Source organism: Cellulosimicrobium cellulans (assembly GCF_024124905.1).
GTDB lineage: Bacteria > Actinomycetota > Actinomycetes > Actinomycetales > Cellulomonadaceae > Cellulosimicrobium > Cellulosimicrobium cellulans_G.
This window is the reverse complement of the sequence record NZ_JAMXST010000004.1, coordinates 195,250-215,769: the sequence shown is the minus strand read 5'-3', so window position 1 is coordinate 215,769 and position 20,520 is coordinate 195,250. Positions and strand designations below refer to the sequence as shown.

Sequence of the window (20,520 nt, the reverse complement as noted above, 5' to 3'; positions counted from 1 at the left end):
CCCCTACTTCAGTCCCGTGTGTGCCAGGCCCTGGACGAACTGCTTCTGCGCGACGAGGAACACCGCGAGGACCGGCAGGACCGTGAGCGTCGTCGCGGCGAGCTGGACGTTCCACATCGGGCCGCCGTAGGCGTCGACGTACTGCGTGAGCGCCTGCGGGAGCGTGAACCGGTCCTTGCTGGACAGGTACACGATCGGCTCGAGGTACAGGTTCCACGACTTGAGGAACGTGAAGATCGCGACGGCCGAGATCGCCGAGCGCGACAGCGGGAACGCGATGCGCCAGAAGATCCCCCACCGCCCGAGGCCGTCCATGCGCCCCGCCTCCTCGAGCTCGCCGGGGAGCCCGAGGAAGAACTGGCGCATGATGAACGTCGCGAGGACGCTGGGTGCCCCGAGGATCGGGATGACCACGAGCGGCCAGTGCGTGTCGATGAGCCCGAGCGAGTTGACCATCCGGAACAGCGGGACGATCGTCACCTCGGAGGGCACGAGCAGCCCGACGAGCACGAGCAGGAACAGCGCGTTCGCCCCGGGGAACCGGATCCGCGCGAACGCGTACCCGGCCATCGAGGACACGAGGATGGTCCCGACCGTGACGAGCGCCGCGATGTAGAGGCTGTTCCAGTACTGCTGCGCGAACGGCTGCAGCCGGAAGACGTCCCCGTACGCCGCGAACGACGGGTCCTGCGGCCACAGCGTCGGCACGGCCCGCAGGATCTCGCTCATCGGCTTGAGGCTCGACGTCGCCATCCACCACGTGGGGAACACGAAGGGGATGCTCAGCACGACCAGCAGCGCCACGAGCGCCCAGCGTCCCCACCGGCGCCGCGAGCGCGCGGCGCGGTCGCGGCGCGCGGGGGCGTGCCGCCCCCCGTCCGGGCCCTCGCCGCCCCGGCCCGACGCCGCGGGCCGGGCAGCGTCGGCGTCCGCGCCCGGGAGCGTGGCCGGGCCGGGCATCACGTCAGACTTCATGGAAGACCCACCTCTTGCGCGTCTGCCACTGCACGAGTGTCAGGACGAGGACGATGACGAACAGCAGGACGGAGATCGCGCTCGCGTAGCCGAAGTCGTTGAAGCGGAACGCCTGCTGGTACAGGTAGTAGACGAGCACCGTGGTCGAGTTCCCTGGGCCGCCGCCCGTGAGCACGGCGATCTGGGCGAACACCTCGAGCGAGCCGACGATCGTGAGGATCGAGACGAGCAGCACGGTCGGGCTGATGAGCGGGAGCGTGATCGACCGGAAGCGCCGCCACGCGCCCGCGCCGTCGAGGCGCGCGGCCTCCTGGACCTCCTCCGGCACCCCCTGCAGCGCCGCGAGGAACAGGATCATGTTGAGGCCGACGTTCTTGAACACCTGGACGACGATCACCGAGATCATGGCCGTCGTCTCGCCGCGCAGCCAGTTCGGTCCTTCGATGCCGAGCAGCGACAGGAACCCGTTGATCCCGCCGTCCGCCTGGAGCAGGAAGCTCCACACGATCGTCCACGCGACGAGCGACACGACCACGGGCGAGAAGAAGAACGTGCGGAACGTCGTCGTGCCCGGGAGCTTCTGGTTGAGCAGCACCGCGAGGAGCAGCGCGAGCGAGATGTTGAGGACCACGAGCCCGACCGAGAACCACAGGCTCGCGAGGAGCGAGTCGCGCAGGCCGGGGTCGGAGAGCATGCGCTCGTAGTTGTCGGCGCCCGCGAACGTGAACGTGTTCGCGAGGACGTTCCACTCGTGCAGCGAGTACCAGACGACGGCGACCAGCGGCGCGACGACGAACGCGAGCGCGCCGAGCACGGCGGGCGCGACCATGGTGTACCCCACGGCCGCGTCCCGTCGTGCGAGTGCGGAGGACGCCACGCTCAGTCCTCGAGCAGGGGCTGGATCGCCGCGCACGTGTCGGCGAGCACGCCCTCGACGTCGGCGTCCGCGGTCCACAGCGCGTCGAGCTGGGCCCGCACCGTGTCCTGCAGCTTGGCGAAGTTCTGGTGCGACGGCTTGGTCACGGCGCCCTGGATGCCGTCGACGACGACCGCCTGGAGCTGGGTCTCGCTGAGCTTCGGGTTCGCCGCGCCGAGCGTCTCCGCGTTCAGGAGCGACTCGCGCGGGGGCGGGAAGTACGCGGCGAGCGTCTCGGCGTTCTCGGGGTTGGTGAACCACGCCAGGAAGTCGGCGGCGACGTCCGGGTGCTCGCCCGCCGCGAAGACGCCGATGCCCGCCTGGCCGATGACGTTCTGCTGACCCGCGGGACCGGCCGGGAGCGGCACGACGTCCCACGCGAACGAGTCGTCGAGCGCGGACGCGCGGCTGATCTGCGTGATCGTCATCGCGGAGTCGCCCGCGAAGAAGTCGGCCGTCGTGCCCGGACCGGGCATCGCCTTGTCGACGAACGTCGCGTCGTGGACCCACGTGAGCGCGTCGACCATCTCGGGGTCGGTGAACGTGCACTGCGTGCCGTCCTCGCTCCACGGCGCCGCGTCCCAGCCGTCCCAGATCGTCGACAGGTTCTCCCACACCTTGAAGTCGAAGTCGCGCACGACGAGCCCCTGCTTGCCCGACGTCGCGGCGGCGGCCGCGGAGATGTCGCGGGCCTGGTCGTAGGTCCACTCGCCCGACGCGACGAGGTCGGCCGGGTTCGGCTGGCCCGCGGCGGCGACCTGGTCGGTGTTGACGAACATCGCGAACGGCGAGTTGGAGAACGGATAGGCGTAGAGGCCGCCGTCCTTCTCCCACAGCGCGAGCGAGGAGTCCAGGAGGTCGTCGAACTCGTACCCCTCGGTCTCCTGGAGCTTCGGGGCGACGTCCACGAGGGCGCCGCTCGCGACGAACTCGGGCGCGTAGCTCTCGAGGATCCATGCGAGGTCGGGGGCGTTGCCGCCCGCGAGCTGCGTCGTGAGGGACGTCGTGTAGTCCTCGAACGGGATCGTCTCGAACGTCACGCCCGAGACGAGGTCGGGGTTCTCGGCGACGTACGCGTCGGCGATCTCCTGGAACTGCGCGAGCTGTGTCTCGTCGGCCGTCCAGACCGTCATGCGCAGCTCGACGGGCTCGCTCGGCGTGCTCGGCTCGCCCGCGACGTCGTCGCCGCCGCCGGAGCACGCGGTGAGGACGAGGGCGAGCGCGACGCCGCCGGCGGCCAGGGGTGCGCTCACGAGGCGGTGTCGGGGGCGGGCCGGGCGGGGTGCACGGCGCGGGGTCAGGGGGGTCATCAGTTCTCCTTCGGACTGAGGTGGGCGTGTCGGTGCGGGCGGGGGCCCGCGTCAGTAGGGGTGCGCCTCGGCGGGCCAGCGCAGCTCGACGCCGGCCCGGACGAGCTCGTCCTGGTAGTCGGCGAGCAGGTCGGCCTTGGACTGGACGGCGTGCGGCGTGCGCCCGGTCGCGAGGCAGTGGGCCGCGAGGTGGCCGGCGGCCTCGCCGATGTTCCACTCGACCGGGTGCAGGCGGTAGCAGCCGTTGGTGATGTGCGTCGTGCCGATGTTCTTGTTGGCCGCGAGCAGGTTGGTCACGCGCTGCGGGAGCAGCGCGCCGAGCGGGATCTCGAACGGCGTCGACGCGACGTCGATGTACGTGTCGCCGCCCGTCGAGGGGTGCAGGTCGATCCGGTACATGCCGACGCCGACCGAGTCGTCGTAGCGCGTCGCACCCCGGTCGCCGCGCACGGCGTAGGAGACGTCGTTCTCGGTCACCGTCGTCACCGCGCGCAGGCGGCGGGACTCGCGGTGGTAGGCCGCCTGCGCGAGGCCGTCGGCCGAGCCCATGACGTCGGGCCGCAGGCGCAGTCCGGGGAACCCCGTCCCGCCGTCGGGGCGGGGTGCCTCGGTCTGCATCCAGTACAGCATCGACAGACTGAGCTGACGGGCGTCGGCGATCCGCGCCTCCTCGACGTCGCGCGGCACGTCGAGCACCGGCGCGAGGAAGTAGTCGATGCTCGGCCAGTTCACGAGGCACAGGTCGCTCGCGTAGTGGCCGGGCGCGAACAGGTCGCGCGCCGCGATGCGCCGGAAGGTCCACAGGTTGCCGTCGCCCGGGTTCTTCGACTGGTCGGCGTCGACGGCCCGTGCGTCGTCGCCCGGGTTCGGCGTGAAGGACCGCACGTCCATCGCGAGCGTGCGCGGGTTCGGCGCCTCCCACGACAGCATGCGCCGCCCGTTCCACGGGCCCGGGGTGTACGTGCTCCAGAAGTCGTAGCGCTCGGGGCGGTCGATCGTGTGGTCGCCGTCCACGTGCTCGACGGCGAAGCACACGCTCAGCGCCTGCACGTTGTCGGGCTGCGCCTCGTCCGGCGCGCTCGGCTCCCCGGTCTCGCGGTTCGACTCGAACCCCGTGACGTACTCCGTGCCCGTGAGCGGCAGGAGCTCGCCCGTCTCGGTCGCGTCGACGACGAACGCCGCGTGCACCGTCACGGCTGCGCCCGCGGCGTCGGCGGTGACCGGGGCGAGCGTCACGGAGGTGACGCGGTCGCCGTCGGTGGTCGCCGCCGTCGGGCGCACGCGCTCCAGGAGACGGATACGGCCCGCGGACCGCCACGGGGCGAGCATCTCCTCGAGCACCCCGACCGCGACGCGCGGCTCGTGGCACAGCTTGGAGACCCAGCCCGCGCCGGGGTTGAGGGCGTCCCACGAGCGCGCGGCGTCCGTGAGCGGGTACGAGCGGCGGTACACGTCGCGGATGCCGTCGCGCAGCGCGCGGTAGCGCGCGGTCACGCCGAAGCGCTCGACCCACGCGCTCTCGTCCGGCGGCACCGCCTGGGACGTGAGCTGCCCGCCGATCCACGGGTGCTCCTCGGTGAGGACGACGCGGGCGCCCCGCTCCGCGGCCGCGAGCGCGGCGGCGACGCCGCCGAGCCCGCCGCCGACGACGAGGACGTCTGCCTGGAGGTCTGGATGGGTCACGCTGGTTCCGTTTCTCTGGTGCTCGGGTGCTCTGAGGTCGGCAAGGACGATCTGGCCCCGGGGGGCGGCGCGGGCGGTGGCGCGGCGACGGTCTCGCCGTCGACGTCGACGCACTCGAGGAGCTGGTGCAGCTCGTCCTCGGGGACCCGGGCGGCGCGCGCGGACCTGCGGTCGGAACGGCCCGAGCCGGACTCGGCGACGAGACGCGAGAGCAGGACGAGGGCGCGTGCCCCCATCTCCTCGCGCGGGATCGAGAACCCGGACCACCGGCGACCGCCCGGACGCCCGTGGTGGGGCTGGCCCAGGAGGAGGAAGGAGACGTCGTCGGGCACGCGGACCCCGCGCCCCTCGAGCTCGTCGACGAGCTCCTCGGGGTAGTTCTCGGGGGCGACGACGACGGCCGTGAGGCGCTGGTCGACGATCTCCGCGGCCGTGGCCGGGACGTCGTCGAGCTCGACGAAGCGCACGGTGAGCCCGTGCGCCTTCATCGTGGCGCGGTAGGCGTCGACGCGGTCGAGCGTCGGCTGGTCGGTGCCGCGCGGCCCGACGTAGCCGATGCGCTCGTGGCCGAGCGTGACGAGGCGCTCGACCTGGCGCGCCGTCGCCGCGACGTAGTCGGCGCCCACGTAGGGCAGGCGCCCGCCGTCGCTCCCGCGCTTGCCGATGAAGACGAACGGGTAGTTGGTGTCGAGCAGGTGCTGGAGCTCGCCCCGGTCCTCGTGCTGGCCGAGCAGCAGACAGCCGTCGGCGATCCCGAGGCGCTGCCAGCCGTCGCGCGTGAGCCGGCGCCGGCCGTCGACGACGCGCGCGCTCGTGAACAGCAGGATGTCGATGCCCAGCTTCTCGGCCGCGTGCTCGATGCCGACCAGGAACGGGCCGTAGAAGTCACGGCCGGCGCGCGGGAACGTCGCCTCGTAGGTGAAGACGCCCAGGATCTGGTTGTGCCCGCCCGCGAGGCGCTGGGCCACGGGGTTCGCCGAGTAGCCGGTGATGCGGATCGCGTCGAGCACGCGCTGACGGGTCTCCTCGCTGATCCGCACCCCGGCGGGCGTGCTGTCGTTCAGCACGAACGAGACCGTCGCCTGGCTGACGCCGGCCATGGCGGCGACGTCGGCCTGGGTGATGCGGTGCCTCGGCATGGATCCTCCTCGATCACGTCGTCGATGACGTGCGAGGAGTCTCGCCAGAGCGGCGCGTGCGGGTCAACGCAGTAATACGCATTATTACGTCGCGAACGCTGGCACTCCGGTGCCTCGGTCCGTCGCCGGTGATTCGCATAATCGGCGGCGTGACGGTCGCCGCCGCCCCGGTGGGCGTCCGCCGGAGGATGCACGACGGGCCCAGGGACGCACCTCCGAGGTGCATCCCTGGGCCCGCTGTGCGGTGCTCGTCGGCCGCGCTACCCGCAGGTCAGCGCGTCGTAGGTCGCCGAGGTCGAGCCACGCCCGACGCCGTCCGGCCCGGCGACGTCGACCCTCGCCTCCCCGGCCGCGACCGACGTCGAGCGCGTCGCGAAGGACTGGTAGGCGCTGCGCCCGGGCGCGACGTCGGCCACGGTGCGCTCGCCGAACGGCGTCACGAGCCGGACCGTCGCCGCGGCGTCCCCCTCGTTGCGCGCGGTCACCGCGACGTACGCGCGGCCCGCGAGGCAGCGCGTCACGGCCTGCACCTCGACGGCGGGCGCGTCGTCGTCGCACGCGGCCGCCTCCTCGGCGGTCGGGGTCCACCGGAACCAGTCGAACGACGCGACGATCTCCGGCGGCGTCGCGGAGCCGCGCATCGCGAACGGCCCGACGCCCGTCGCGCCGAGCGGCGCGACGTCCACGGTGCGGCCCCAGGGCGCGAACTCGACGCCGTCGACCGACACCGACGCCTGCACGGCGCTCCCGTCGCTCGTGAGGCGCAACCAGAACGTCTCGCCGAGCCCTGCCGGCGGGACGACCGAGTCGAACCCCGTGTTGCGGTCGGTGCCGTTCTGGCGCCAGATGAACTCGAGGCGCGGGCCGAGCGAGCCGTGCACGAGGTCGAGCTTCGCGTAGTTCGCGTCGTCGCGGTACAGGAGCAGCCCGCCCTGCTGGAAGCGCTCGGTCGGGGAGACGGAGACGGCCGCCGTGACCTCCCACGGCCCGTCCGGGACCGCCTGGAGCGGCAGCGCGGCGCCAGCCACGCCGGTCGGGTAGGTCGGGACGCGCAGCGCGCCGTCCACGAGCTCGTGCCGGGCGCTGCCCGCGCGGACGACCGACCAGAGCGCCGGGTCGAGGGACTCGCCGTCGAACTCGTCGGACGCGGCGCCGCTGCACTGCTCGCGCAGCGGGTCGGGGTCCTGGCCTGGCTCGGGCGGGCGGACGGCGTCGGGGTCGCGCTGCGCCCACGCGATCGTCGCGCCCAGCCGGTCGCCGGACTCGTAGAAGAGGTAGGTCTCGTCGCCGTCGGTCACGATCTCGGGCGCAGCCACCCGCCCGGTGTCGTCACCGACGCCGCTGGCCCGGTGCAGCTCCCAGCGCGGCCCGACCTCGGTCATCGTCGGGTCGAGCGTGCGGGCGAACGTGATGCCCGTGGACCCGTGGTAGACCACGTAGAGCTGGCCCTCCCACTCCCACAGGTTGCCGCCGGACACGTTCGTGCCGGTCGCAGCGTCGGGCACGACGAGCGGGTCGGGCCGCACGACCCAGGTCTTGCCGTCGACCGACTCGGCCACCTTGATGCGCCGGATGTTGTCGGTCCGGTTCTGCATGTACGTCATGGCGAACCGGTAGCCGGACGACGGGTCCGGGTGCTCGACGACGCGCGCGTACGACGTCTCGGTGGTCCCGGCACCGCCGTCGGCGTTGGTGACCGCGACCCCGGAGTCGTCGAACGTCACGCCGTCGGGCGACGTCGCCCACCGCGTCGTCGAGTTCTCGCCGTGGAAGTACAGCAGCACCTCGTCGGCCGCGTCGTCCCACAGGACGTCGGGCGACGAGACGTGCGAGACCCGCTCGTAGAAGGGCAGCCACTCGTTCGCGACGATCGGGTTGTGCGCGTACTCCGTCCACGGGCCCTCGAGCGAGTCGGCGTACATGAGCGAGATCCCGCCCGGGGAGTCGTGCGGGGCGTAGTAGAGGTACCACTCCCCCAGCGGGTCGTCGAGGTACGCGCCCGCGTGGAAGACGCTCGGGAAGATGAACTCGTCCGTCGGGTTGTAGATCATCGACTCCTTGTCGGTGACCACGCCGCGGTACTCGAACACGGGCAGGTCGGACGCGGACGGGCCGTCGGCCGTCACCGTCACCCCGGTCGTCGCCCCGGTCGTGGTGACGGCCGTGACCGCGGGCGGCGGTCCCGCGGCGAGGGCCGCCGCGGGGACGACCGCCCCGGCGGCGAGGACCGCCGTCAGGGTGGCGACCGCCGTCGCCACGGCGCGCGGTCTGCGGCGTGGTGCTGCTGCTCGGGTTCTCACAGGGGACCTCCGTCGGTTCCTCGCCGGCGGCGTCGTCGCCGCCGGGCGCCACGTGGAGACGTGGGCTGCTGGCAGTGTCGCCGGACGGGCACGGCGCAGGTCAAAGGGATGATGCGCATTATTAGCGTCCTCACGGTGCGCCGGGCCTCGACGCTAGAGTCGTCCCGACCGCACCTGAATGTCGGACATCAGACGTATTGACCGGAGGATCGCCCCGTGCCGCTCTTCGACCTGCCCCTCGCCGAGCTCGAGACCTACGCCCCCGTGCTCGACGAGCCCGCCGACCTCGACGCCTTCTGGGCGCGGACCCTCGCGGAGTCGCGCGAGGCAGGCAGGGACCCGGCCGGGACGGTGCGGCTGGAGCGCGTGGAGACCGGCCTCGACCTGGTCGTCGTCGACGACGTGACGTTCCCCGGGTTCGCCGGTCAGCCCGTCAAGGCGTGGCTCGTGCGGCCCGCCGAGGCCGCCCGCGCCGCCGCGGCCGGCGACGACGCCCCGCTGCCCGCGGTCGTCGAGTTCCTCGGGTACGGCGGCGGTCGCGGGCTGCCCCACGAGCACCTCGCGTGGGCGAACGCCGGGTACGCGCACCTCGTCGTCGACACGCGCGGGCAGGGCAGCCAGTGGGGCAGCGGCGGCGGCACGCCCGACCCGGTCGGGTCGGGGCCCGCCGTCCCGGGCGTCCTCACGCGCGGCATCGAGGACCCGCACGACCACTACTACCGCCGCGTCTTCACCGACGGCGTGCGGGCGGTCGACGCCGTGCGCTCGGTGCCCGGCGTCGACCCCGAGCGCGTCGCCGTGCACGGTGTGAGCCAGGGCGGCGGCATCGCCATCGCCGTCGCGGGCCTCGCCGACGGGCTCGTCGCGGCCCTCCCGGACGTCCCGTTCCTGTGCCACTACCGCCGCGCCGTCGAGATCACCGACCGCGACCCGTACCGCGAGCTGACGCGCTACCTCGCCGTCCACCGCGACGCGGAGGAGACCGTGTTCCGCACGCTGTCCTACCTCGACGGGGCGGTGCTCGGCCGCCGCGCCACCGCACCGGCGCTGTTCTCCGTCGCGCTCATGGACCAGGTCTGCCCGCCGTCCACCGTCTACGCGGCGTACAACGGCTGGGGCGCGGCCGCCGGGGCGGCGCCCGAGGCCGAGCGCGCGATCGACGTCTACCGCTACAACGAGCACGAGGGCGGCCAGGGCTACCGCTTCGCCCGTCAGCTCGCCTGGCTGCGCGACCGCTAGACCGCCGGGCCGGGCGACTGCGCGGACGCGCCGCCCGGGGCGGCGCCCAACCGGCGCAGCGCGACGGCCTGGGAGCCCGCGAACAGCCCGACGTCCGCCGCGACCGCGAGGACCGCGAGCAGCACGAGGACGCCCGCCGTCGTCGCCGAGAACGCGGCGACGGCAGCGGCGGCGACGACGTTCGCGACCATGACCGTGCGGAGGGCGACGCGCAGCCGCAGCCGTGCAGCCATCCAGGCGACGGCGGCCGCCCAGACCACCACCGCGACCCCGATCCCCGCGACGACCGGCACCGGCACTCCCAGCGCCGGCGCCCACGACGGAGAGAGTGCGGCGACCGCGCCGCCGAGCACGAGGCAGTACGCGGCGTCGAGCCGCAGGCTGAGCAGTCCGAACCTGTCCCCTGACATGACGGCGACACTACGCGAACGCCCCGTCCGGCGCGTGGCGGGCCTCGCGTCGGCGGGCGGTCAGTGGGCGACGACGCGGGCGCCGGCGGCGGGCGCGGTGGTGCACCAGACGGTGTCGCACGCGTCGTTCGCGGTCCACGACGCGGCGATCGCGAGCGCGTGCTGGCGGCTGCGCGCGAGAGCGGCGACCGTCGGGCCGGAGCCGGAGACGATCGCGCCGAGCGCGCCGGCCTCGGTCGCGACGTCGAGGGTCCGCTGCAGCTCGGGGCGCAGGGCGAGCGCGGGGCCCTGGAGGTCGTTGCGCAGCACCTGCCCGAGCCCGACCGCGTCCCCGGCGCGCAGGGCCTGCATGAGCGCGGTGTCCTCGGCGAGGTCGAGCTCGGCCGGGCCGCCGACGGTCTCGTCGAACGTGCGGTACACCTCCGGCGTGGAGAGTCCGTCGGCCTGGACGGCGAAGACCCAGTGGAACTCGCCGCGCGTCATCGCGGGCGTGAGCACGTCGCCGCGCCCCGTCCCGACGGCGGTGTGCCCGACCAGACCGAACGCGACGTCCGCACCGAGCCCCGCGGCGAGGCGGACGAGGTCGGCGCGGGGCACGCCCGTCTCCCAGAGCGCGTCGCACGCGACGAGGGCGGCCGCCGCGTCGGCGGAGCCGCCCGCCATGCCGCCCGCGACGGGGACCTCCTTGTGGATCTCGAGCCGAACGTCGGGGTCGACGCCCACGTGCTCGGCGAGCGCGACGGCGGCCCGCCACGCGAGGTTCGTCTCGTCGGTCGGCACCACGTCGGCCTGGAGCCCGGTCACGCCGAGCGAGACGCCCGAGCCCGGCGACACGTGGTGGGCGACGACGTCCTCGCTCAGCCCGACGGCCTGGAAGATCGTCACGAGCGGGTGGTAGCCGTCGTCCTGCAGCGCCCCGACCCGGAGCGAGAGGTTGACCTTGCCGGGTGCGCGCACGCGGACGGACGGGGGTGGCGCGAGGGCGATGCGCGGCGGTCGCGGGGGTGTCACGCGTCCACTGTGCCAGGTCGTCCGGTGCGACGCTCCGCGGGTGCGGCGCCACGGGCGGGGCGCTCGCCGAGGCCGCCGCGCAGGACGAGCTGCTCGGCGACGCGCGCGAAGGCCGCGACGTCCAGCACCTCGCCGCGCGCCTGCGGGTCGACGTCGGCGGCCTCGAGCACCTCGGCGGCCACGCTCGCCGAGCCCGCGAGGCCGGACAGCGCGGAGCGCAGCATCTTGCGCCGCTGCGCGAAGGCCGCGTCGACGACGGCGAACACCTGCTCCCGGGTCGCGGTCGTGGTCGGCGGCTCGCGGCGGTCGAGGGCGACGAGCGCGGAGTCGACGTTCGGCACCGGCCAGAACACGCTGCGGCCGATCGTCCCGGCGCGGCGGGCGTCGGCGTACCAGGCGGCCTTGACCGAGGGGACGCCGTACGTGCGCGACCCGGGCGGGGCGGCGAGCCGGTCCGCGACCTCGGCCTGCACCATGACGAGCACGCGCTCGAGCGAGTCGAACCGTTCGAGGAACGTGAGCAGCACGGGCACCGCCACGTTGTACGGCAGGTTGGCGACCAGCGCCGTCGGGGGCTCCCCGGGCAGCGTCGTCACCTCCAGGGCGTCCGCGCCGACCACCTCGAGGCGGTCGCCGAGGTCGGGCACGTGCGCGGCGACCGTCGTCGGGAGCTGCTGCGCGAGGACCGGGTCGATCTCGACCGCGACGACGCTCGCGCCCGCCTCGAGCAGCCCCAGGGTCAGCGAGCCCAGCCCGGGCCCGACCTCGACGACGCGCTCCCCCGGGCGCACGTCCGCGGCCCGCACGATCTTGCGGACGGTGCCGCCGTCGTGCACGAAGTTCTGGCCGAGGGTCTTGGTGGGGCGGACGCCGAGGCGACCCGCCAGGTCACGGATCTCGGCCGGACCCAGCAGGGCACCGCGGGTGTCGCTCATGACAGGCAAGCCTACCGACCGGGGCGGGGACGGTCCGGACGTCGCGGGGACGACGAGAGGGCGGGGCGCCGTGCGCCCCGCCCTCCCTGGTGCGGCCGTGTGTCGTGCTACCGGGTCAGAGAAGACCCAGCTTGCGGGCGCACGCGGGCCACTGGCCCCAGCCCGAGCGGGCCTGGAGCGCCTGGGCGCGCTGCGTCTGCTCGGCGGCCGAGGCCTCCGACGGGAGGCCGGAGCCGCCCATCGCCTGCCACGTCGAGAGCGAGAACTGGTAGAGGCCGTAGTAGCCGTTGCCCGTGTTCGTCGCGGGGTTGCCGCCGGACTCGCACTGCGCGAGCGCACCCCAGACGCCGCCGGGGGCGGAGCCGAGGTCGGCGGCCGGCGCGGACGAGCCGCCCGACGACGGGGTCGACGAGCGCTGCTGCGTCGTGGCCTTCGGCTCGGGCTTGGGGCGCTCCTTGGTGCCCTGCACGAGGATCTTGTTCACCGGCGGCGTGGTGACGCCCTCGGAGACGAGCTCGCGCGACTCCTCGACGCCGTCGACCGTGGTGACACGGTGCACGGTCGTGTGGACGCCCTCGACGCCCTCCTGCTTGACGACCGGGTCGAGGTCCTTGAAGCGGTTCGCGTCCTCCTCGGTGACCGTCTCGAACGGGACGGCCGCCGTGGTGGGCACCTCCTCGACCTTCACGCGCTGCACGACGAGCGAGACCGGCGCGGCGTCGGCCGCCGCCTCGGCGTCCTCGGTCGCGGCGGCGGTGGCCTCGGCGGGTGCCGCCTCGGCAGCGGCGTCGGCCTGAGCCGCGGCGATCTGCTCGGACTTCTCCACGTGGACGCGGTCGAGCTCGCCGAGCTGGATGCCCTGCTGGTCGAGGATCGCGTCGATGCCGATGCTGCCGTCGGGCGCGACCTTGGTCTCGCCGTCCGCGACGACGTTCACGGGGCCGTCCGCGTCGAGGCGGATCGGGAGCGACACGCGCTCGCCGGAGCGGGAGGCCACGAGGCGCACGTCGCTGCCGCGCGAGGCGAGGGTCGTCAGGGCCTCGTCCGCGTCGAGCGCGGTCAGCCAGACGGAGGACTGGGAGCCGTCGACCTGGACGGGCACCTCGCGCCCGTAGCGCACGACGACGTCGCCGCCGCCGCGCAGGGCGGAGTCGACGTCGGGCACGACGAGGTCGCGGTCGCCCACGGCGACGTCCTGCTCGGCGAGCAGGCCCTCGACGGACCCGGCGAAGGTCGTGACGGTGGTGATCTGGCCGTCGACGTCGAGCTGGACGGTCTTGCGCGCGTTGCCGTAGGCGACGGCGCCGGTCGCGAGCAGGACGACGGCGGTGGCGCCGGCCACGAGGGGCCAGCGGCGGCGACGGCGGGCCGTGGTCGCGGGGCTCTGGGGGCTCTCCGCGGGGCCGTCGGTGAGGGTCGGGGGGTTCTGGAGGGTCGTGTCGGCGCTCTCGGGGGCGCCGGCCGCGTCAGCGGTCCGGTGGAAGGGGTTCTTCACTCGGGTCCAGTCGTCGGGGGTCCCGGGCACGGCGGCTCGACGGCGCGTGCGCGCCACCCGCGGCCCGCGGGGGACGTGCGTCCTCCGCGGCGGGCGCACACGTGCGTCCGCGGGTCTCGAGCGGCCGATCCGGCTGCCGGCGCCAACCCCGGCGCCCCTTCCCCAGGGCCCGACGACGGCGCACCGCCCGCGAGGTCCGGGCACGTCTCCCGCGGTCCGGACGGACCGTGGGGCATGCCGTTCGCACGCGAGCGACGTTCGACCGTAACCGATCCGTTATCCAAGTCCAACCCCTGCGCCGCTAGACTGGGAGGTTCTGTCCGGTTTTCATCATGTATGTCATGGCCACCTCCACGCGCTTCTCACCCGGCGTCACCGACGCCGCCACGCGCGAGGACGTCGTCCACCGCGCCCGACGTCGCACGCCCTGATCGCGCGGCCCGCTCCCCGACCCGAGCCAGCGTCGCCGCCAGCTCGGGCGGGTCGAGCACCGTCAGGTCGACGTCGAGGCCCAGCAGGAACCCGGCGAGCCGGGCGAGCGACGTGCCCCCGGTCTCGAGCACGCACGCGTCCGGCCCGTCGTCGACGAGCACGCCGGCGCCCGGCTCCATCCGGTCGGCCACCGTGCTCGCCGGCGCGTGCAGGCGCACGCGCGCGGGGTGCGCCCACGCCACCGAGCCGACGCCGCGGACGACGTGGGCGACCGCGTCGCCGCCCGGCACGGGGCGGGACGTGAAGCGAGGCCCGCCGGGCGAGCGCAGGCGCAGCCGGTCGACGCGGAAGGTGCGCCAGTCGTCGCGGCCCAGGTCGAACGCCAGGAGGTACCACCGCCGCCCGACGTGCACGAGCCGGTACGGCTCGACCGCCCGGGACGTCGTCGTCCCGTCGTGGGCCCGGTACTCGATCCGGAGGCCCGTGCGGGCGGCGACGGCCGCCGCGATGTCGGCGAGCACGCGGGCGTCGACCGCCGGCCCGCCCACCGGCGCGCTCGCGACCGCGGCGCGCAGCGCGTCGGCCCGGGCGCGCAGCCGCGCGGGCAGCACCGTGTCGAGCTTGACGAGCGCGCGCCGCGCGGCGTCCTCGACCCCCGTGATCGACCCCGTCGCAGCGGCTCGCAGCGACACCGCCACGACCGCGGCCTCCTCGTCGTCGAGCAGGAGCGGGGGCAGCGCGGTCCCGGACCCGAGCCGGTAGCCGCCCGCCGTCCCCGGCGCCGACCGCACCTCGTACCCGAGGAGCCGCAGCCGCTCCACGTCGTTGCGGACCGTGCGGGTCGTGACGCCGAGCCGCTCCGCCAGCTCGGGCCCCGACCACGTCGGGCGCGTCGGGAGGAGCGCGAGCAGGCGCAGGAGTCGTACCGAGGTGTCGAGCACGGATCCATCCTCTCGCACCATGCGGAACCGCACGTTCCGCATGGGGTCCTACTGTCGTGGTGTCGGTCCCGCTGGGTCGACGACCGCGGTCCCCGGGACGGATCCCGGGGACGACGACGAGGGAGACGAGCATGCTGCGTGGGATGGCGACGCTGAACCTGTGGGCCGACGACCTGGAGGCCGCGTCCGCGTGGTACTCGGAGGTCCTGGGGACGGACCCGTACTACGTCGTGCCCGGCGGGTACGTGGAGTTCCGCATCGGCGACCGCCAGGACGAGCTCGGCATCATCGCTCGGTCCTGGTCCCCGCGGCCCCAGCCGGAGACCCCCGGGGGCGCGATCGTGAACTGGCACGTCGACGACGTGCGCGACGCGTTCGCCCGGCTCCTCGCGCTCGGCGCGACCGAGTACGAGGGGGTCGTCGAGCGCGGCGAGGGCACCGGCTTCGTGACGGCGTCGGTGGTCGACCCGTTCGGCAACGTGCTGGGGATCATGCAGAACCCGCACTACCTCGAGATGCTCGAGCGCTAGCCCGGGCGCCGCGGACCGCGGGCGCCTTACCGGCGCCGGCACCGCACCGGCGCCGCGACGGGCCTCAGTACCAGCCCTTGGCCACCGAGTGCGACCAGGCCGCGCACGGCGTGCCGTAGCGGCCCTCGATGTAGCCGAGGCCCCACGTGATCTGCGTCGCCGGGTTGGTCCGCCAGTCGGCGCCCGCGCTCGACATCTTGGACCCGGGCAGCGCCTGCGGGATCCCGTACGCGCTCGAGCTCGGGTTGTCGGCGTCGACCCGCCAGTTGCTCTCCTTGGTCCACAGCTTGTCGAGGCACGTGAACTCGTCGTCGCCCCACCCGCGCTGGGCCGCGAGCGAGCGGCCGATCGCCCGCGCCGAGCCGGGGTCCACCGAGACCGAGACGTCCATCGTCCCGACCTTGATGATCTCGTTGCGCGGCTCCGTCGTGACCGTGCGCGTGAGGACCGTGCGCGACACCTCGGCACCGCCGAGGGTCTGGACGGCGTACGTCGTGGTCGCCTCGCCCACGCGGCCGGACTGGACGACGACCCGGTGCCCCTTCGGCAGGTTCGGGTCCTCGACCTCCTCCGTGGTGAAGGGCAGCACCTCGGTGACGGTCGTGGCCGACGCTGCGGCGCGGCTCACGAGGACGAGCATGCCGTCGACCGCGGCCGCGTCGAGCGGCGCGGACGTGCTGTCGCCCTCGGCCAGCACGATGCCCGCCGTCGCGAGGACGCCGCGCACCGTGGGCTCCGCCGTCGTGATGGGCATGACCGCGCCGTCGACGGCGACGTGGACGGTCTTGAGCGTGGAGACCCGGATCGGGTCGCGACCGAGCGCGTGGGTGCGCGAGACCTCGGTGACGGCGCCCTCGGCGCGCGGCCCGAGGTACGTGAGGAGCTCCCCGACGGTGCGCGCCGTCGTGGAGATCGTCTGGACCTGGCCGTCGATCTCGATCGTCACGTCGTGGCTCGTCCGGACGACGATCGTGCCGCCGTCGTGCGCGGAGTCCGTCAGGCCCGGCTCGACGAGGTCCTCGGCGCCGACCGTGACGTCCTGGTAGTCGAGCACCTCGGCGACCGTCCGCCCGTACGCGGAGACGTCGTACAGCTCGCCGTCCACGTCGAGCGTGACGCTCTTCTGGAGCGAGGCGAACGCACCGGTGACGACCACCAGGCTCGCGACGACGACGCCCCGGGCCGCCAGCCGCTGCAGGCGCCGGCGACCGGTTCCGTCAGGTGCGAGCACGCGCGCGGTCCCTTCTGGGGAGCGGCCCTCGGCGAGCGCCGAGAGCGAGGTGGGGCACGTCGTCGGCGCACGGCGCGCGACGCACGGACCTGACCGTAGCCGAAACGTGACCCAGGACGAAACCTCCGGTTCGCCCCGGAACGGGCGGTGCCGCGCGGCGACGGGTCCCCCTCCGTCGTGCCCGCCTCACCAGGGCCCGTAGACCGCGACCGACGTCGCGGCGAGCCGCGCGCAGACGTCCGCGAGCGGGAGCCCCACCACCTCGGCGACGGTACGGACCGTCGTCGGCAGCACGTACGGGGCGTTGGGACGGCCCCGGTACGGGTGCGGCGTGAGGTAGGGCGCGTCCGTCTCGACGAGGACCTGCCCGAGCGGCACCTCCCGCAGGGCGGCCCGCAGCTCGTCGTTCGCGCGGAACGTCACCGGGCCCGCGAAGGACAGGTACCAGCCCTGCTCCGCGCAGAACCGGGCCATGGCCGCGTCGCCCGAGTAGCAGTGGAAGACCGTCCGCTCCGGCGCGCCGTCGCGCGCGAGGACGTCGAGCACCTGCGCGTGGGCGTCGCGGTCGTGGATCTGGAGCGCGAGGCCGAGCTCCTTCGCGAGCGCGACGTGCGCCCGGAACGCCTCCCGCTGTACAGCCTCGCCCTGCGGTCCGGTACGGAACAGGTCCATCCCCGTCTCGCCGATCGCCCGCACGCGGTCGTTCGCGCGCGCGATCGCCGCGATCTCGGCGACGGCGTCGTCGAGCGGGACGTCGTGGTGCGGCCGCGGGTCGGGCGCGAGCCCGTCCGGCCCGACCTCCCGCACCCCACCGTGCAGCACGGCCTCGTTCGGATGGATGGCCACGGCCCCGAGCACCCGCCCCACCCCCGTCCCCCCACGGCCGACCAGGTGATCGTGGCTCGTCCCGGCGCCGGGACGCGCCGGATCCGCCTGCTCGACCCCCCAGACCGTCTGGTCGCCGCGCAGCAGGGCGTCGGTCCAGCGGGCCGACGGTAGGTCGCAGCCGACCTGCACCACGCGGTCCACCCCCGCGGCCGCCGCCCGGGCCAGGTGGTCCGTGACGGTCGGGGCGGGGACGTCGCCCCACCCCCACGAGTCGTCCTCGCTCCGCTGCGGGGACTCGCGGGGGCCCCGGGGATCGGGGAGGACGTGAGGGATCGAGTCGAGGTGGGTGTGGTTGTCCACCACCGGGACCGGAAGCGGCTCCGGGTCCGGCGGCCACCCGCGCTCGCGCTGCTTGGCCACCGTCAGGCGGTCTCGCGCAGGCGGTCGAGCTCCTCCTCGACGATCGAGTCGTCGAGCTTGGTGAACACCGGCGTCGGCTTGCCGACCGGCGTGCCCGGCACGACGGCCTTCGGCTCCCACGTCGCCAGGCCCTCGGCGCGGTAGTCGCCCGTGATGACCGGGTAGTGGCGCGAGTCGTCGTCGAGGTCGGTCACCTCGTCGATGCGCGGCTGGGCGGCGAACGTGCCCGTGCCGCCGAACGCCTCGTGCACCTGCTGCGCCGAGTGGGGCAGGAACGGCGACAGGATCGTGTTGAGGTCGCTCACGGCCTGGGTCACGGTGTGCAGCACGGTCGCGAGCCGGTCCGGGTCGGTCTTGAGCTTCCACGGCTCGGTGTCCGACACGTACTTGTTCACCTCGCCGACCGTCTTCATGGCCTCGGCGACGGCGGCGCGCTGGCGGTGCGTCGCGATGAGCTCGCCCACGCGGCCGAACGCGGTCGTCGTCGTCGCGAGGACGCCCTCGTCGATCGGCTGGCGCTGCCCCGGCTCCGGGATCGCGCCGAAGTTCTTGTGCACGAGGTTCGCCGTGCGGTTGACGAGGTTGCCCCAGCCGGCCACGAGCTCGTCGTTCGTGCGGCGCTGGAAGTCCGCCCACGTGAAGTCGACGTCCTGCGTCTCCGGACCGGCCGACGCCACGTAGTACCGGAACGCGTCCGGCTGGTAGCGGGCGAGCATGTCGCGCACGTAGATGACGACGCCGCGCGAGGAGGAGAACTTCTGGCCCTCGACGTTGAGGAACTCGCTCGACACGACCTCCGTCGGGAGCTGGAGGTTCCCGTACGGGCCCGGCGCCCCGCCCTTGCTCCCCCGGCCGTCGTAGCCGAGCAGCTCGGCCGGCCAGATCTGGGAGTGGAACGTGATGTTGTCCTTGCCCATGAAGTAGTACGACCGCGCCTCGGGGTCGTTCCAGAACGCGCGCCACGCGTCCGGGTCGCCGCTGCGCCGCGCCCACTCGATCGATGCCGAGAGGTACCCGATCACCGCGTCGAACCACACGTACAGGCGCTTGCTCGAGTTCTCCTCCCACCCGGGCAGCGGGACCGGGATGCCCCAGTCGATGTCGCGCGTCATGGCGCGCGGGCGCACGTCGTCGAGCAGGTTGAGCGAGAACTTCAGGACGTTCGGGCGCCACGCGGTGCGCGTGCGCAGCCAGTCCCCCAGCGCGTCGACGAACGCGGGCAGGTCCAGGAAGAAGTGGTTCGACTCGACGAACTTGGGCGTCTCGCCGTTGATGCGGCTGTGCGGGTTGATGAGGTCGATCGCGTCGAGCTGGTTGCCGCAGTTGTCGCACTGGTCGCCGCGCGCGCCGTCGTAGCCGCAGATGGGGCACGTGCCCTCGATGTAGCGGTCGGGCAGCGTACGGCCCGTGGACGGCGAGATCGCGCCCAGGGTCGTCTGCTCGACCATGTACCCGTTCTTGTGGACCGTGCGGAACATCTCCTGCACGACGGCGTAGTGGTTGCGCGTCGTGGTGCGCGTGAAGAGGTCGTACGACAGCCCGAGCTGGTGCAGGTCCTCGACGATGACGCGGTTGTACCGGTCCGCGAGCTCCTGCGGGCTCACGCCCTCCTTGTCCGCCTGCACGAGGATCGGCGTGCCGTGCTCGTCGGTGCCCGAGACCATGAGGACGTCGTGACCCGCCATGCGCATGTGCCGGCTGAAGACGTCCGACGGGACACCGAAACCTGCGACGTGGCCGATGTGGCGCGGCCCGTTGGCATACGGCCACGCCACGGCCGAGAGGATGTGGGTCATGGTGCCCGATCCTAGTCGGGACGGACGTCCGGTCGCGGCGCGGTCCGGGTCGTGACCACGCGTGGTCGGCGCGAGGTCACGCGTCGCCCACCCGGACGTCGACCGTGGAGAACCCCACCTCCCGGGCGAGCAGCACCCACCGTTGCACCGCGGGACCCGCGACCTCGTGGCCCGTCGGCGTGAGCGTCATCCGGACGCTCGCTCCTCCGGGCTGGTCGGGTCGTGGCTCGGCCGGCGGCTCGGGGACGAAGACGCTCGCCCCGAGGAGGTCGAGGTCGCCCGACGCGGTGGCGAAGGCGCCGGCGAGCACGGCCGCGACCAGCGGCGCCCCCGCCGGGTCGAGGCAACGGACGTCCACGAGGGCGTCGTCGCGCACCAGCAGGACGGAGACCTCGAACCCCTGCGCCTCCCCCGCGCGCGTCGACCCGCAGATCCGCTCGCTCAGCGCGTCGAGGTCGGGACGGCTCGGCTGCTCGTCGACGGTCACGCTCAGGGCGACCCGGACCGTCGGCTCGAGGAACCCTCGACCGATCCGGTCCGGACCGGTCACGTCGCCGGTCCCGGGCCACGTCCCGGCGTCGGCGACCAGGTCGGCGACGTACCGCTCGTCGTCCTCGTCCACCCCGCGCCACGCGCGCCACCCGTCCTCGACAGCCGGCACGGAGCGGTCGAGCACGCGTCCCAGCAGCACGCCGCCGATCGCCGCCACCGACACGACGAGAAGGAGGAGCGCCGTCGCGGGCACGAGCACCGCGCGCGCCCGCCGGTCGCTCGCGCGCCGTCCTCGTCGCCCCACGCCCGGACGGTATCGGGCCAGGCGCTCGCCCCGGTGGCGGCGACGTGCAGAACCTGCCGAGGAACCGGGGACGACGACGGGCCCGCGACCTGGGGGTCGCGGGCCCGTGCGGAGCCGGGTCGGCTCGGCACGT

17 protein-coding genes are annotated in these 20,520 nt (G+C 74.0%); 2 read left to right on the top strand and 15 right to left on the bottom strand.

What is annotated here, in order from left to right; genetic code table 11:
- Positions 1-3 precede the first annotated feature (3 nt).
- The 6 genes from NHH00_RS13210 to NHH00_RS21105 all read right to left on the bottom strand — a co-directional run bounded on the left by NHH00_RS13210 (position 4) and on the right by NHH00_RS21105 (position 8,281).
- Positions 4-975, bottom strand: a complete 972-nt coding sequence (locus NHH00_RS13210; RefSeq protein ID WP_253052857.1) for a carbohydrate ABC transporter permease — start codon at positions 973-975, stop codon at positions 4-6.
- Positions 965-1,852 (bottom strand): carbohydrate ABC transporter permease, encoded by an 888-nt coding sequence (locus NHH00_RS13205; RefSeq protein WP_253052855.1) that lies wholly within the window; start codon positions 1,850-1,852, stop codon positions 965-967. Before NHH00_RS13205 ends, NHH00_RS13210 begins: the two co-directional genes overlap by 11 nt.
- A gap of 2 nt (positions 1,853-1,854) precedes the next feature.
- The gene (locus NHH00_RS13200; protein ID WP_253052853.1) at positions 1,855-3,201 is read right to left on the bottom strand and encodes an ABC transporter substrate-binding protein; all 1,347 of its coding nucleotides are present in this window, start codon (positions 3,199-3,201) and stop codon (positions 1,855-1,857) included.
- Between the two features lie 51 nt (positions 3,202-3,252).
- On the bottom strand, positions 3,253-4,884 hold the full coding sequence (locus NHH00_RS13195; protein WP_253052851.1) for an FAD-dependent oxidoreductase: 1,632 nt from the start codon (positions 4,882-4,884) through the stop codon (positions 3,253-3,255).
- A complete protein-coding gene (locus NHH00_RS13190) occupies positions 4,881-6,023 on the bottom strand; it encodes a LacI family DNA-binding transcriptional regulator (RefSeq protein ID WP_253052849.1) in 1,143 nt (380 codons plus the stop codon). The genes NHH00_RS13195 and NHH00_RS13190 overlap by 4 nt, the downstream gene beginning before the upstream one ends.
- Positions 6,024-6,283: 260 nt before the next feature.
- On the bottom strand, positions 6,284-8,281 hold the full coding sequence (locus NHH00_RS21105; RefSeq protein ID WP_253052847.1) for a DUF1349 domain-containing protein: 1,998 nt from the start codon (positions 8,279-8,281) through the stop codon (positions 6,284-6,286).
- A gap of 258 nt (positions 8,282-8,539) precedes the next feature.
- Here NHH00_RS21105 and NHH00_RS13180 point away from each other — a divergent pair, with 258 nt between their 5' ends.
- On the top strand, positions 8,540-9,562 hold the full coding sequence (locus tag NHH00_RS13180; protein ID WP_253052845.1) for an acetylxylan esterase: 1,023 nt from the start codon (positions 8,540-8,542) through the stop codon (positions 9,560-9,562).
- On the opposite strand, the gene NHH00_RS13175 is transcribed toward NHH00_RS13180, so the two are convergent.
- From NHH00_RS13175 to NHH00_RS13150, 5 genes are all read right to left on the bottom strand, one after another.
- The gene (locus NHH00_RS13175; RefSeq protein WP_253052843.1) at positions 9,559-9,972 is read right to left on the bottom strand and encodes a hypothetical protein; all 414 of its coding nucleotides are present in this window, start codon (positions 9,970-9,972) and stop codon (positions 9,559-9,561) included. The genes NHH00_RS13180 and NHH00_RS13175 overlap by 4 nt on opposite strands.
- 60 nt (positions 9,973-10,032) lie before the next feature.
- Positions 10,033-10,983, bottom strand: coding sequence for a 4-(cytidine 5'-diphospho)-2-C-methyl-D-erythritol kinase (locus tag NHH00_RS13170; protein ID WP_253052841.1), 951 nt, complete (start codon positions 10,981-10,983; stop codon positions 10,033-10,035).
- Positions 10,980-11,918: a 16S rRNA (adenine(1518)-N(6)/adenine(1519)-N(6))-dimethyltransferase RsmA gene (gene rsmA / locus NHH00_RS13165; RefSeq protein ID WP_253052839.1), complete on the bottom strand. Its 939-nt coding sequence runs from the start codon at positions 11,916-11,918 to the stop codon at positions 10,980-10,982. The genes NHH00_RS13170 and rsmA overlap by 4 nt, the downstream gene beginning before the upstream one ends.
- A gap of 115 nt (positions 11,919-12,033) precedes the next feature.
- Positions 12,034-13,413 carry a transglycosylase family protein gene (locus tag NHH00_RS13155; RefSeq protein WP_308202309.1) on the bottom strand — a complete coding sequence of 460 codons (1,380 nt, stop codon included), beginning with the start codon at positions 13,411-13,413 and terminating at the stop codon, positions 12,034-12,036.
- Between the two features lie 362 nt (positions 13,414-13,775).
- Positions 13,776-14,786 (bottom strand): helix-turn-helix transcriptional regulator, encoded by a 1,011-nt coding sequence (locus NHH00_RS13150; protein WP_253052837.1) that lies wholly within the window; start codon positions 14,784-14,786, stop codon positions 13,776-13,778.
- Positions 14,787-14,929: 143 nt separating this feature from the next.
- Between NHH00_RS13150 and NHH00_RS13145 the strand changes: the two genes are divergently transcribed.
- Positions 14,930-15,316 carry a VOC family protein gene (locus NHH00_RS13145; RefSeq protein WP_253052835.1) on the top strand — a complete coding sequence of 129 codons (387 nt, stop codon included), beginning with the start codon at positions 14,930-14,932 and terminating at the stop codon, positions 15,314-15,316.
- A 64-nt stretch (positions 15,317-15,380) separates the two neighbouring features.
- On the opposite strand, the gene NHH00_RS13140 is transcribed toward NHH00_RS13145, so the two are convergent.
- From NHH00_RS13140 to NHH00_RS13125, 4 genes are all read right to left on the bottom strand, one after another.
- Positions 15,381-16,547, bottom strand: coding sequence for a ubiquitin-like domain-containing protein (locus NHH00_RS13140; protein WP_253052833.1), 1,167 nt, complete (start codon positions 16,545-16,547; stop codon positions 15,381-15,383).
- 186 nt (positions 16,548-16,733) lie between these two features.
- On the bottom strand, positions 16,734-17,795 hold the full coding sequence (locus NHH00_RS13135; protein ID WP_253052831.1) for a TatD family hydrolase: 1,062 nt from the start codon (positions 17,793-17,795) through the stop codon (positions 16,734-16,736).
- Between the two features lie 2 nt (positions 17,796-17,797).
- Positions 17,798-19,591, bottom strand: a complete 1,794-nt coding sequence (metG, locus tag NHH00_RS13130) for a methionine--tRNA ligase (protein ID WP_253052829.1) — start codon at positions 19,589-19,591, stop codon at positions 17,798-17,800.
- A 76-nt stretch (positions 19,592-19,667) separates the two neighbouring features.
- Positions 19,668-20,387 carry a hypothetical protein gene (locus NHH00_RS13125; RefSeq protein ID WP_253052827.1) on the bottom strand — a complete coding sequence of 240 codons (720 nt, stop codon included), beginning with the start codon at positions 20,385-20,387 and terminating at the stop codon, positions 19,668-19,670.
- Positions 20,388-20,520 lie beyond the last annotated feature (133 nt).

Excerpts from the sequence above, each read along its gene's own strand:
- NHH00_RS13210 (WP_253052857.1), bottom strand. The coding sequence starts at position 975 with ATGAAGTCTGACGTGATGCCCGGCCCGGCCACGCTCCCGGGCGCGGAC.
- NHH00_RS13200 (WP_253052853.1), bottom strand. The coding sequence starts at position 3,201 with ATGACCCCCCTGACCCCGCGCCGTGCACCCCGCCCGGCCCGCCCCCGA.
- NHH00_RS13190 (WP_253052849.1), bottom strand. The coding sequence starts at position 6,023 with ATGCCGAGGCACCGCATCACCCAGGCCGACGTCGCCGCCATGGCCGGC.
- NHH00_RS13175 (WP_253052843.1), bottom strand. The coding sequence starts at position 9,972 with ATGTCAGGGGACAGGTTCGGACTGCTCAGCCTGCGGCTCGACGCCGCG.
- rsmA (WP_253052839.1), bottom strand. The coding sequence starts at position 11,918 with ATGAGCGACACCCGCGGTGCCCTGCTGGGTCCGGCCGAGATCCGTGAC.
- NHH00_RS13145 (WP_253052835.1), top strand. The coding sequence starts at position 14,930 with ATGGCGACGCTGAACCTGTGGGCCGACGACCTGGAGGCCGCGTCCGCG.
- metG (WP_253052829.1), bottom strand. The coding sequence starts at position 19,591 with ATGACCCACATCCTCTCGGCCGTGGCGTGGCCGTATGCCAACGGGCCG.